This is a genomic window from Paenibacillus sp. J31R109 (assembly GCF_059692055.1).
On record NZ_JCAUAR010000028.1, the window covers coordinates 1 to 13,798 of the forward strand.

12 protein-coding genes are annotated in these 13,798 nt (G+C 48.1%); all 12 read left to right on the top strand.

Annotated elements, in window-relative coordinates:
- Positions 1–655: 655 nt before the first annotated feature.
- The 12 genes from nagA to AC58QT_RS33450 all read left to right on the top strand — a co-directional run bounded on the left by nagA (position 656) and on the right by AC58QT_RS33450 (position 13,634).
- Positions 656–1,810: an N-acetylglucosamine-6-phosphate deacetylase gene (gene nagA, locus AC58QT_RS33395; RefSeq protein WP_497412750.1), complete on the top strand. Its 1,155-nt coding sequence runs from the start codon at positions 656–658 to the stop codon at positions 1,808–1,810.
- Between the two features lie 23 nt (positions 1,811–1,833).
- Positions 1,834–2,943 (top strand): alanine racemase, encoded by a 1,110-nt coding sequence (locus AC58QT_RS33400; RefSeq protein ID WP_497412751.1) that lies wholly within the window; start codon positions 1,834–1,836, stop codon positions 2,941–2,943.
- 41 nt (positions 2,944–2,984) lie between these two features.
- Entirely contained in the window at positions 2,985–3,380 is a 396-nt protein-coding gene (locus tag AC58QT_RS33405) for a RidA family protein (RefSeq protein ID WP_497412752.1), read from the top strand.
- Position 3,381: 1 nt separating this feature from the next.
- Positions 3,382–4,878, top strand: a complete 1,497-nt coding sequence (locus tag AC58QT_RS33410; protein WP_497412753.1) for a M81 family metallopeptidase — start codon at positions 3,382–3,384, stop codon at positions 4,876–4,878.
- A 73-nt stretch (positions 4,879–4,951) separates the two neighbouring features.
- Positions 4,952–6,265, top strand: coding sequence for an aspartate aminotransferase family protein (locus AC58QT_RS33415; protein ID WP_497412754.1), 1,314 nt, complete (start codon positions 4,952–4,954; stop codon positions 6,263–6,265).
- A 13-nt stretch (positions 6,266–6,278) separates the two neighbouring features.
- Positions 6,279–7,037, top strand: a complete 759-nt coding sequence (locus AC58QT_RS33420; RefSeq protein ID WP_497412755.1) for an SDR family NAD(P)-dependent oxidoreductase — start codon at positions 6,279–6,281, stop codon at positions 7,035–7,037.
- Positions 7,038–7,058: 21 nt separating this feature from the next.
- A complete protein-coding gene (locus AC58QT_RS33425) occupies positions 7,059–7,847 on the top strand; it encodes an IclR family transcriptional regulator (RefSeq protein ID WP_310225342.1) in 789 nt (262 codons plus the stop codon).
- Between the two features lie 18 nt (positions 7,848–7,865).
- Positions 7,866–8,807 carry a Gfo/Idh/MocA family oxidoreductase gene (locus AC58QT_RS33430; RefSeq protein ID WP_497412756.1) on the top strand — a complete coding sequence of 314 codons (942 nt, stop codon included), beginning with the start codon at positions 7,866–7,868 and terminating at the stop codon, positions 8,805–8,807.
- 49 nt (positions 8,808–8,856) lie between these two features.
- Positions 8,857–9,684, top strand: a complete 828-nt coding sequence (locus AC58QT_RS33435; protein WP_497412757.1) for an HpcH/HpaI aldolase family protein — start codon at positions 8,857–8,859, stop codon at positions 9,682–9,684.
- Between the two features lie 13 nt (positions 9,685–9,697).
- A complete protein-coding gene (locus tag AC58QT_RS33440; RefSeq protein WP_497412758.1) occupies positions 9,698–10,489 on the top strand; it encodes an SDR family oxidoreductase in 792 nt (263 codons plus the stop codon).
- Positions 10,490–10,526: 37 nt separating this feature from the next.
- Entirely contained in the window at positions 10,527–11,318 is a 792-nt protein-coding gene (locus AC58QT_RS33445) for an SDR family NAD(P)-dependent oxidoreductase (protein ID WP_497412759.1), read from the top strand.
- Between the two features lie 72 nt (positions 11,319–11,390).
- On the top strand, positions 11,391–13,634 hold the full coding sequence (locus AC58QT_RS33450; protein WP_497412760.1) for a helix-turn-helix domain-containing protein: 2,244 nt from the start codon (positions 11,391–11,393) through the stop codon (positions 13,632–13,634).
- Positions 13,635–13,798 lie beyond the last annotated feature (164 nt).

Genomic DNA, 13,798 nt, shown 5'->3' on the forward strand with positions numbered 1-13,798 from the left:
ACTATCCCTTTGGCTCAGAAGAGCAGTCGTGGAGGGTTAGTTAGGGAAGTGAATCCTGAGTGAAGGGGATAGTGGAAGTGGAGTGAGAGTAATTGATGTATATCACGTTAGGCGGTGTTCTGAAATTTATCTCCACACTATCCCTTTGGCTCAGAAGAACAGTTGTGGAGGGCTAGTTAGGGAAGTATATCCTGAGTGAAAGGGATAGTGGAAGTGGAGTGAGAGTAATTGATGTATATCACGTTAGGCGGTGTTCTGAAATTTATCTCCACACTATCCCTTTGGCTCAGAAGAACAGTTGTGGAGGGCCAGTTAGGGAAGTGTATCCTGAGTGAAGGGGATAGTGGAAGTGGAGTGAGAGTAATTGATGTATATCACGTTAGGCGGTGTTTAGAAATTTATCTCCTCACTATCCCTTTGGCTCAGAAGAACAGTTGTGGAGGGTTAGTTAGGGAAGTGAATCCTGAGTGAAGGGGATAGTGGAAGTGGAGTGAGAGTAATTGATGTATATCACGTTAGGCGGTGTTCTAAAAGCGTCGTTTTCTGAGAAAATCACGTCGGTTGAGAAAATTTGTAAATGGATCTTTACAGTGGTGAAAGGCATGCTATACTAAAAATAAAACCAAGGTTTCATTTTTGAGAAAGAGGTGAATGAATGCCGGCAACGAATACGTTAGTCATTCAAAACGGCACGATTATTACAGCCCATCGCTTAATTCCAAATGGGGTAGTTCTCGTCGAGAACGGTCTCATTGTGAGTGTCGGCGAAGCAGAGCAAGTGCAAATCCCACAGGGTTACACGGTGTTAGATGCACAAGGCGCCTACATAGCTCCAGGCTTCATCGATATCCACTGTCATGGTGGTGGTGGCGTATGGTCATGGGAGCATCCGTATGAGTTCGCACTTGCCCATTTGAAACATGGGACGACAGCTATTCTGCCAACCTTTACCTATAACGAGAGCAGAGAGCAGGTAAAGACAGGTATTCAAACGATTTTAACCAGTATGAACTCCGAAAAACCCTTCGCACAGGCCATTGTAGGCATTCATATGGAAGGCCCCTACATTAATAATAAATATGGCGCTATCACTTCACCTATTCGTCCTGTTGACCCTATTGAATACCAAGAAATATTACAAGCTGCTGGAAATCACATTAAAGTTTGGACGCTCGCACCTGAGCTGGATGGTCAGGAAGCGTTTGTGAATGAGGCGGCGAAATATGAGATTTCATTCTCCGTTGGACATTCCGAAGCGACTGCGGAGCAAATATTCCGATTTGTCCCGCAAGGACTGCGTATCGGCTGTCACTGTACGAATGCGTCAGGCACAACACCCTCTCCTTCTAGATATGGGGGAACTCGTGAGGTTGGTGTCGATGAGGCGGTTCTCGTTCATGACGATATTTATGCCGAAGTCATTCCTGATGCAGAGGGGGTTCATGTCCGTCCCTTGATGCTGAAGCTTATTCACAAAACCAAAGGTACTGATCGTGTCATCATTATTACGGATGCCATGCCTGATGCAGGTGTTAATAATGGCAGCAGTTCTGATCTGAATTGGAATCATCTTGGTCACTTGGCCGGCAGTTGTCTAACGATGGACAAAGCCGTTCGCAATATGATGAAGCATGCCTCAATCGGGCTTGTGGATGCCTTCCGTATGGCCTCGCTGAATCCAGCAAAAGTGATTCGTATGGATGGTCAGATGGGGAGTATCGAGCCTGGGAAGTTAGCCAATCTCCTACTTATTGATGAAGAGATTCAGGTGAAACAAGTTATTCTACATGGACAAAGCGTTAGTTTCTAATACGCAGGATGGTAGGTGTTGAGATGAATGATGTAACATGGCCAGCGGATATGGATACGCCAGCAATCGTCATCGATTTGGATCGATTGGATGCCAATCTGCGGAGTACCGCTGAATTGGCAACGAAAGCTGGCGTACGATTACGGCCACATACGAAGACGCACAAGAGCATTTGGATCGCGCAAGAGCAGCTGCGACATGGCGCTTCAGGCATTACGGTGGCAAAGCTTGGCGAGGCTGAAGTCATGGCGGCTGGCGGTATAGATGATATTCTGATCGCTTATCCACTTGTGGGCCGATTGAAGCTGGAGCGTTTGGGACGACTGTTACAACAAACGCAAGTCTCAGTCAGTGTGGACAGTTATGAAGTGGCCAAAGGATTGTCCGATCTTGGTGAGCAGTTGAAACTTCGCGTACCGCTCTACTTAGATGTGAATAGCGGGTTGAACCGCTGCGGGAAAGAACCGGGCGAGGAGACAGCTGCGTTGGCTGTGCAAATTGCTAAGCTGCCAGGTATTCGTCTAAGCGCATTAATGACTCATGCGGGTCAGGCCTATAGCAAGAGTCGTGCCGACGACTGTCTGGAAGTTGCCCTTGCTGAAGCGGAAGCTTTACTGGAATCACAACGCGTGCTAAGGCGATTAGGTGTGGATGTACCTGACATTAGCGTGGGTTCGACACCGACATCCAAGTTCATTGGTGCTCTCGCCGGCTTGGGTGTAACGGAGATGCGGCCAGGGGCTTATGTTTTCGGTGATGGCTCTCAGCTGTACACAGGCTTAATCGGCGAAGAAGCCTGTGCGATGCGCATCTATGCCACGGTCGTCAGCACGCCTAGGCAGGGAACCGTCATCGTCGATGCGGGCTCGAAGACGCTGTCCAACGATAGCAGCGCACACCGCAAAGGTTACGGATTCATACCGGAGAATCCCGCTATCTTCGTTGAGCGGCTTAGCGAAGAACATGGCATTCTCTCCGTGCCTGACGGCACCGATCTTCATATCGGTGACATCGTGGAGATTATACCTAATCATTGCTGCGCCGTGACCAACCTCCATGATCGACTCCTTGGCGTACGTGGCGGGCAACTCGAGCGTATCCTAACGGTCGATGCCAGAGGCAAAGTTACTTAACAGGCAATTTATAAATGTACATACAAAGGAGACGATTACTTATGTCACAGCCCATTCATTCTACAGCAGCACCCCAATTCCCACTTCCTTTCTCGCAAGCCCTTCGCGCAGGTGATTTCGTCTATGTGTCTGGTCAAGTCGGCGTAGATCCTGTAACACGTGAAGTTGTTGGAGAAACGATCGAAGAACAGACGCTCCAATGCTTGCGCAACATCGAGACCATTCTTGCAGAGGCTGATCTTACGCTCGATCATATTGTAAAAATCAATGCATTCCTCTCCAGACAAGAGGATTTTCCTGGCTACAATACAGCTTATCAAAGCTTGATGAAGCAACCTTTTCCAACGAGGACTTCTATTGGTTGTTCCATCGGCAGTTATTTAGTAGAGATTGATGCGATTGCTTATGCAGTTACTCGTCGTGGAGAGAACCTTTAAGATGAGGAATGACCAGCTTCAGATTGCTGTAGCCGGTATTTTGCATGAAACGAATACGTTCGCTCCTGGCATAACGGACATGGCTCATTTTCGGGAGCAGTGGACGATGGGCGGTGATGCTTTTGTAGCCCGCTACGCAGGGACGCGCACTACGATGGGGGGCGTAATCGCCGCTGCAGCTGTACAAGGCGTCAGCTTGTTGCCAGGCTTGTATGTGGCAGCGACACCCAGCGGAATGGTGGAGGCAGTAACGGGCGATACGCTGATCGATGCCCTCGTGGACACCATCGACAGCAGATCAGATGGCCTTGTCTTGATCATGCATGGCGCTATGGTGTCGGAGCAGTACGCCGACTATGAAGGGGAGTGCCTCCGACGTCTTCGTGCGAAGCTAGGACCCGATTTCCCTATTGCCATGACAATCGATCTGCATGGCAATATCAGCCAAGCGATGGTTCGCCATGCGGATCTCATCGTTGGCTATGATACCTACCCGCATGTGGACATGTATGAGCGGGCGGTTGAAGCCTTCGACCTGCTCATTCGTTCAATTCGCGGCGAGATTCGCCCCGTTCGGGCAATGGTTCATACGGGCATGCTCGTTGTACCGCAGGGCATGCTGACAAGTGTAGGCAGTATGAAACTCATAATGGATCATGCCTTTGAGATGGAGCGTATGCCTGGTGTGCTGAACGTGACGGTAGCCGGAGGCTTTCCCTACAGTGACATGCCCGATGCGGGAATGTCTGTTATCGTCACGACAGACGGCGATCCCGGCTTAGCTGAACGCTGTGCGGCAGAACTCGCACAGATGGCGATTGACCGAAAGGAGACGTTCAATGTCAGCTATGCGACACCGCGTGAAGCCGTAACTGAGGCATTGGCGCAGCTGGAAGGTCCTGTTATCTTGGCGGAAGGTTCCGACAATGTAGGGGGAGGCGCACCGGCTGATGCAACGCATCTACTCGCGGAATTAATCAATGTGCCGAAGAAAGCATTAATTGTGATTCGCGATCCCGAAGCCGTGAAAGTAGCTTATCGGCATGGAATCGGAGGCCTTTTCGAAGGCTTGGTAGGAGGTAAAAGCGACTCCTTGCACGGAACGCCTGTAGCTGTGAAGGGGAAGATTCGGTTACTGTTTGACGGGCATTACAAACATGCGGGTCCGTATATGACTGGCCAACAAGCGGAGATGGGTTTAACTGCCGTTCTTGAATGCGGACTACTCACGCTCGTACTGACGGAGAAGCGGGTGGCCCCTTGGGATGTTGGGCATGTGCGATCCGTTGGTTTATGGCCCGGGGATTATCACATGATTGTGGCTAAATCAGCGCTTGCTTGGCAGACAGCCTTTGGATCGTTCGCCAAGCATGTCATTAACGTGGATTCGCCTGGATGCTGTAATGCCAATCTTGCCCATTTTCAATATCAACACGTAAATCGTCCAATATATCCTATGGATTCGTTGCCGCAGCCGAGATTTGGAACCTATAATTAACCTTCTATATCATCTATGACCCTACATAACGAAATCACTCTCAAAGGAAGTGCGAATTAGGGAGGATGTATGTATGAAGTATGTTGAGAAATCGAGGCAAAAATACACCGAATCACAAGCCTTTTTGGCAGGCGGAGTGGCGAGCTCGTTAAGAAGCGCCATGAAGCCGACGCCCTTATTCGCTGCATCGGGCTCCGGTCCACGAATAACGGATGTGGATGGTAACACCTATATTGATTATTTGCTTGCCTATGGACCCTTGATTTTGGGCCATGCGCATGAGGCAACGACGGAGAGTGTCCATGCAGCGATGAAGCGTGGCGTTACTTTCGGGTTGCAGCATGAAGGAGAGATTGAACTGGCCCGCCGCTTGGCTGAGATTTTACCTTGCGCGGATAAGGTGGCCTTAAGTGGTTCTGGTACAGAGGCGGTTATGCTGGCTCTGCGATTAGCTCGCGCTTTTACGGGCAAGCGGAAGATCGTTCGCTTTCATGGGCATTATCATGGGTGGTCGGATGCGATATTTACCGCGTTCCCAAGCTCAGACATGCGCCAGTCCAGTTCCGCTTCTGCTACGCAGGAGCAACGGCTTTTGCCAGGCACAAGCGGTCAGAGTGAGCTAGCGCTGGAAGATATCATCTTGCTTCCGTGGAATGATTCCGCAGTCTTGGAGGCAACCCTACGGGAATATAAGGATGACATTGCTGCGGTGATTTCTGAGCCAGTGATGTGCAACTCCGGCTGCGTGCTGCCGAAATCTGGCTATCTCGAGCTCATGCAGGATCTGACTGAAGAGCTGAACATGGTCATGATTTTGGATGAAGTCATCACCGGATTTCGACTTGGCTTAAGCGGCGCACATGGGAAGTTTGGATTAAAGCCAGATCTGATTACCATTGGCAAAGCATTAGGCGGAGGCGTTGCCATAAGTGCTGTAGCTGGCCACAAGGACATTATGGCGCTGATTGAGAACGGAACCGTTAGCCATTTGGGTACATTGAATGGAAATTGCGTTGCGACATCAGCAGCCTTAGCGACAATAACGGAACTGTCCAAAGAGGATGGGGTGATTTACCGTAAAATGGAAACGAACACAACCCAACTCGTTGAAGGGATTCGTAGTTTACTCGCTAAGCATGGCATTCCAGGAATCGTCAATCATGTCGGTCCTGTCTTCCATATGATGTTTACGCACGAGCCGGCGGTTGAAGATTTCGCTTCCTTTACGAAGCGGGACGGAGCTAAGTATGCAGATTTTGCAGGCAAAATGCTAGAAGAAGGTGTGCTTGTTCGTTCCAATGGATTATGGTATTTATCCGCGACGCATGGCGCTCAAGAAATTGAAGAAACATTGAAGGCTGTCGATCGAGCGCTAGTCAATTTATAAGGAGGCATTCCGGATGAGAATGAAAGATGTAGTCGTGCTCATAACGGGCGGTTCAACTGGCATAGGTAAAGCAACCGCTGTGCGGTTTGCCGCTGAAGGTGCGAAGGTGGCCATTACTGGTCGTGAAAAGGCTGCGCTGCAAGCAACAGCTGAGGAGATTGCAGCTCAGGGCGGTGATGTCATCTGGATTGATGGTGATGTACAGTTGAAATCAGATGTTAATCGCATGGTGGATACGGTTCTGGGGAATTGGGGAACCATTGATGTGTTAGTGAATAATGCGGGTATTTGCAGCCCAGCTTCCTTCTTGGAGATTGAGGAATCTGAGTGGGACCGACATATGGCGATTAATTTGAAGGGAACTTTTCTCGTCGGGCAGGCGGTGGCAAGATGCATGGTACAACAAGGGAAAAGTGGATCCATCATTAATATGTCCAGTGTGAATGGCTTAGCTGCGGAGAAAGATCAAGCGCATTATAACGCAACGAAGGGCGGCATTAATCTTCTTACGATGTCTATGGCTTTGGAGCTTGCGCCACTAGGAATACGTGTCAACGCGCTTTGCCCGGGCTTTATTGAGACAAGGCTGACGAAACCGTTGATTGATAATCCAGCGGCATTTGCCCCCTACCTCGAAACCATCCCTATGGGCCGAGCTGGCGTACCGGAGGAAATCGCAGACGCTGCACTATTCATGGCAACTAGTGATTCACGTTATATGACGGGGCATTGCTTAGTTGTAGATGGCGGGCAGCTAATTAAGTTATCTTGACAAAGGAGAACTCACTATACAATGAGCAAGGATGTAGGAGAGAAACAAGAGCGTTACACCATACAAGCCATCGATAAAGCTTTGGATTTACTGGAGCTTTTGGCGGAGCACGATTCCCTGAATCTTTTGGAACTAACAGAGATGCTGGATCAGCCTAAATCGTCGACGTACCGAATCATTTTAACCTTGGAAAACAGGGGATTCATCAGCAGAGACGATGACAATGGCAAATACTGCTTAGGATACAAACAGCTGATGCTGACACGCGGGTTGTTAGAGCGAAATAAGCTAAGAACCGCGGCGATGCACGAGATGAAGAGGCTCTCTGAGCTCTATGGCGACACCATAAACTTAGGTGTTATGTTGGAGGGTGAGGTGTTATATGTAGAGATTATCGAGAGCACACAGCCACTGCGAATGACGGATACCGTAGGATCCAAAGCACCTTTTCACGCGACTGCTATGGGCAAAGCCATGTCCGCTTTTCTACCAGAGGATAAGGTGAAAGCGTTTATCACACTTCACGGCTTGCCGGCTATCACACCAAATACGATTACTTCGGTCGATCAACTTTTTGCCCAACTAAAAGTTGTACACGAACAAGGATTTTCCATGGATGATCAAGAAATTGTAGAGGGTGCACGTTGTGTGGCTGCTCCAATCTTCAACATGTATGGGAACATCGAGGGTGCGGTTAGCATTTCGGGGGCTATGCATCGGTTTGCTCCTGATTTATTGCCCGATATGGCCGAAAGTATCAAATTTGCTGCGAATCAGATCTCGCGGAAACTAGGCTATCAGTTTACATAATGGAGAGGGGAGTTCCTCATGCAACCATTACGAATAGCAGTTCTAGGCATGGTGGAAGGCAATGGGCACCCATATTCTTGGAGTGCCATGTTCAATAACTATGACAAGCAGACGATGGCCGAGTGTCCTTACCCCGCAATACCGAATTATTTAGCCAAAGAGCCCGCAGAAAAGCTGCAAATACCTGGAGCATCTGTCACCCATATTTGGACGGATGATCCCCTAGATGCCGCACATGTGGCTAAGGCTTCGCTGATCCCACACGTTGTATCCAGGCCAGAGGATGTTATCGGACACGTAGATGCCGTCATGATTACAACGGATAAAGGCCATGAGCATGTGGAACGCTGTCGGCCGTTTGTTGAGGCTGGTCTCCCCATATTCGTCGATAAGCCTCTGGTCGATAATGAGTCCGATCTTGCGCAGTTCCGAAGGTGGGTGCGCGATGGTGCCCCGATTATGTCATCTAGCTGCATGCGCTATTGTAAAGAATATATGCCTTATCGCACGTCCATTCACTCCTTAGGAGAACTTCGTTACACAAGCATCACGACTTGCAAAAGCTGGGAACGTTACGGTATCCATGCATTGGAGTCGATTTACCCCATTCTAGGCCCCGGTTTTATTTCCGCTCAAAACGTAGGAACGCAAGATCGCAACATCGTTCACTTCAAGCATCGCCTGCATGGCGATGTGATGGTGCTTGCGATGGATGACATGTATGGTTCGCACGGTATTCTACAGCTATGTGGGACACAAGCCAATGTCACGGTTATCGCTCAAGATACGTTCTATTCCTTCAAATCACAGCTTGAAGCTTTCATACACTTTTTGAAAACAGGAGAAAGGCCCTTCCCGTTCAGTGAAACGGAAGAATTAATGCGCATGATCATTGCCGGCATTCGCAGCCGAGACGAAGGTGGAAGAGTTGTAAGGCTAGAGGAAATCACTGCGAACTAACGTAGTGAAACACGCTTTTCGTACATAACCTTAAGGAGGACGAAAACGGATGGCTACTAACTTTCATATGCGTCAAAGTCGAGTCTTACGTAAGCTGCGGGCAGGGGAAACAGCAATCGCGTTGAAGCTGAATCTCGCCGATCCACGCATAACAGAAATGGCCGCCAGAATTTCTGGCGTAGACTGCCTATGGACGGACATGGAGCATGTCCCCAATGATTTGGCTGTTATTGAACGCCAGATTTGGGCAGCAAAAGCCTATGATGTGGATGTGCTTGTCCGTGTAGCAAGAGGAAGCTACAGTGAGTTAATTCGGCCGTTAGAGATGGATGCGGCAGGGATCATGGTTCCTCACGTCATGAGTTTAGCGGATGCTAAGCAAATCATTTATCACACCAAGTTCTACCCGATTGGCAGACGGCCGCTTGATGGCGGGAATTCGGACGGTGCTTTCTGCAATTTGGAGTTGGGTGACTACATGTCACAAGCGAATGATCAACGTTTTAACGTGCTGCAAATCGAAGATCCAGAGCCGCTTGATGAGCTGGAAGAAATTATCGCGCTGCCTGGTCTGGACATGATTTTTTTCGGACCCGGAGACTTCAGTCAAGGGATTGGAGCTCCTGGCAAGTGGGATCATCCGCTGCTCGTTGAAACACGGCAATCGGTGGCTAGACTGGCAAGAAAGCATGGGAAATACGCAGGGACCGTTGGCAGTCCGAGTAATTTGGATGATTTAACGGCGATGGGCTACCAATTTGTAAGTGTTGGGGCCGATGTGGTTGGTTTTGGTCAGTATTTAAGCGGTATCGCATCGAGCATCAACCGCAGCTCCGGAACAGGTACGGATTCCGTCTACGGCTCAACCAAAAGCTAAGGGAGGCCACGACATGTATACGGAGCTTTTCTCATTGCGGGATAAAAGTGTCATTCTTACAGGAGGTTCTGGGTATCTTGGAACCGCAATTACGGAAGCATTACTGGCATTCGGCGCTGATGTGACGGTAGCAGACCTAGCCTTCCGAACGAACCCGAACTTGGCATCCGCCCTGGAGGAGGGGCGATTACGGCAGGTGGTCTGCGATGTCTCCCAAACAACATCGATTCAAGACATGTTTGCGTCACATCACACAGCCAGCGGGCGATTGAACGTTGTTGTTAACTGTGCCACCTATGGTGCTGGCTATGGCCAAGCGGCTGAACTTGAATTTATGACAGATGAAGTATGGCATAAAGGTGTAGACGGAGCTCTCGGTACGACGTTCCGTTGCATTCGAGAAGCCATCCCCTATTTGAGAGAAAGCGGCGGCGGGTCGATTGTTAACTTTGCTTCGATGTACGGAGTCGTATCGCCTGATCCTTCGATTTATGGGGATAGCGGTGCCAACAATCCGCCGAATTATGGCGTAGGGAAGGCTGGTGTTGTTCAGCTGACCCGATACTGTGCAGCACATTTGGCCAAGTATGGGATTCGTTGCAACAGCGTATCGCCAGGACCTTTCCCCAATGCGGCAATCGCTCAAAACGAAGCTTTCCTACAGCAGCTGCAAGCCAAAACCATGCTCGGTCGAGTAGGCAAACCCGAGGAAATGGTAGGTGCTGTCATTATGCTGGCATCCGATGCCTCCAGCTATATGACTGGATCGAATCTCATGGTGGACGGTGGATGGACCGCTTGGTAACGCGGGAGGTTGTGTCATTCGATAGGAGGAAATCGATGTGAGTACGAATGTAATGAATAGCTTCTCGCTAAGGGATAAGACGGTGCTCATTACGGGAGGCGCCGGACTTTATGGGACACAAATCGCAAGGGCCTGCGCGCAAGCAGGAGGCAACGTATACGTGACATCTCGTGATGAAGCTCGTTTAGAGGAGATCGAAGAGAATTTTAGAAGGGACGGATTTACGGTGCGCGCCATTCCTTTCGACCAGGAAGATCTCGGATCGATCTCTTCCATTCGAGAAAAGTTAGAAGCGCGGGAAGGTAAATGTGATGTCCTCATCAACAATGCTGTCGCCCGTACGATGTCTCATTATAACGATTCGCTGGAAACCTTCGCGCGCAGCATGGCGGTTAACGCAACAGGATTGTTCGAGTTAACGCGGGTGATTGGCGATTGGATGGCCGAGAAAGGGAGCGGCGGATCTATTATTAACATCGGTTCGATTCAAGGCATGGTCGGACCCGATCCTACGCTGTATGAGGGGTTGCCGTTAAATGGACTGATCCCCGACTATTTCTTCCATAAGGGCGGGATGATCAACTTTACCCGATTTATCGCCAGTTATTATGGTGCAAGTCAGGTTCGGTGCAACTGCATCTCACCAGGCGGTTTTCAGACGGAGAAGAATCTCCCTGAATTTATCCAACGTTACAATGACAGAACGATGTTAGGCCGCATGGCTAAAGCGGATGATATTTGGGGGCCTGTCGTATTTCTCGCATCGGATGCCTCTCAATATGTAACGGGCACGAACCTGCCTGTGGATGGCGGTTATACAGCCAAGTAAGGGGGGAAGCGGCATCAGCAAGTGATGCCGTTTTCTTTTTAAACAATAGAAAAATAGGGGTGGTGAAAGAGTATGAGAATGTTTTCGAATGGTTTCAGAATTTTTCACGATTTAAAATTGGTGAAGAAGCTATGGTTATCGTTCTCGCTTGTCACACTTCTAGCACTCGTCATCTTTGCCTTATTGTCGTCGACGTACATCAAACGAATGATGACCGATCAAGAAGGCAATGCCATGCTGCAAAAGATTGAGTATTTCACAGGCAGTATGGACAGCTATTTCCAAAGTATTGAGAAATCATCTCAATTGCTTGTCTACAATGAGAATGTGCAAGAACCTTTAAGTGCGAACGCCGCAAGTTTGAATGGGATGGAACGGATTCTTTCCTACAACTACATCTATGATCAATTAAGGCAATTATCAGCTCGGTTTATTGGCATTGAAGCCATTTATTTGGTGGATAAGTTTCAAAATGTGTACGACAGCGGAGTTGGCATGAATTTCACGCCTAGCTATTTGGTCAGTGATGAATTCACCAGTCAGGGCTGGTATGACAAAATGGCAAACAATAAAAGCAGTAATTCGTTATGGTCCTTCATCAAGTGGCGTGATAAGCAAACATCGATCGTGATGTTCAAGACGATTTATGATAAAAATAATTTGCAAGTCCTCGGTTATCTCATCATTTCCATTTCTCCTACGATTCTTAACAACTACTTAGCTTCATCAAATCTGGACGAAGGCACGAATAGCATCGTTGATTCGAACGGCTATATCTTCTCAGCAGGGAGCGGCGAAAGTATTCCGCCTATTCACATTGATCAATTAACTGGGACGAAAGGTCATTATACGAATGAATCTGACCACTATGTCGTTGCTTATTCGAAGCACCCTTTGACCCAATGGACATTCGTTCATACGATCCCTCAGAGCTTATTGCTAAAGGATCTTAAACATATAAACAATTTATGGGTAGCCTTTCTTGGCGTATCCCTCATTCTGATGGTCGTTGTCTCCGTGTATATTTCCAAAACCATCTCTATGCCGCTCCGTAAAATGATTCGTATGCTCCGAAATGTTGAGCATGGCAATCTGAATATGAAATTTCAGCCTTTGTTTAAAGATGAGCTTGGAGATCTTGGTCGGGCTTTCAATCATATGATCGATAAGGTACGTGAAGGTGAACCGCTCATGAGGGAGAAGCTGGTTCGCTCTCTTTTAGAAGGTAGAATGACCGAAACAGAAGCTAGCTACTTCACAGAACGACTGAGCTTCCAGCTCGGTGCGGCATCATTTCGGGTTGTGCTGCTTCATTTGCACAGTAGTTATGAGAAAGAAGAGTTAGATAAGTTGGAATCGATTATGCACGAATTCGAAGAGGGGCATGAGATGATTAGCATTTATTTATCCAATGAACAGTATTGCCTGATATTTAACGGTGAGAACGATGAGGCATTGCCGAACATCCATGCGTTGATCAGCGAACTTAAAGAACGGCAGGAACTACAAATTTATGCGTTTGTTGGCAATCATTACGAGCATTTTAACCTGATTAAGACCTCGTTCGAAGAAGCAAAAGCACTTCTCAATTACCTCGTCGGAGAGCAGATGGATGATCAAACGAATATCTATTTTGTCGGGGATTCTTGGAAGTCGCAATATCCGGAAGCTTTTGAAAATAAACTCCTCTATTATATGGACGAACGGGATATAGACAATTGTGCGGATGTAATGGAAGAACTCATCGTTTACGCGAGGGCCAGTCATCTCGTTCCGCATGTCCTATATGCCTTCATGGCGGCGCTTTATAATCATTTGTATAAGCTGCTAATCAAGTCGGGTCAATCGACTGTCATGGACAAAAATTGGTTCGGTGATGTGCAAGCGAAGCTATTATCACAACCACTTGAGAAGAACGGCAGACAATTCATTACACTTCTGAGGGAACATTTAGGTGTGAATGAACAGAAAGAGAAAAAGCATAGCCGGAATATTCTCAGATCCTTGCAAATTATTAACGAGCAATACAGCGATATTGGGCTTGGTATCGATTCCGTTGTGGAGCAAGTTGGACTGAATGCAAACTATTTCAGCCAATTATTTAAGAAGGAAGTCGGCGTTGGGTTTACTGACTATGTGGGCCAAGTGCGAATGGAACATGCCAAACGGCTGTTGGAGGATCCTGCCAATAAAATTAAAGATGTGGCGCTGCAGATCGGCTTCACCAACCCGCATTACTTTAGCATTTGGTTCAAAGAGAATACAGGGCTGTCTCCTTCGCAATTTCGCAAGCAGCTTCTAGGGCAAATTAGTTAATTAGGAAGCTTTGTTATTATCAGAAATAGGTCAATTTCTTTATATTTGCTTGTAGGACTAATGAAATCCACGTGTATCTAATTAATTTCACCTACGCAAGTACGAGGAGCACATGCTAACTTGTAAGTAGGTTACGCAATTAATCGGGTATAACGAGGAGGGTT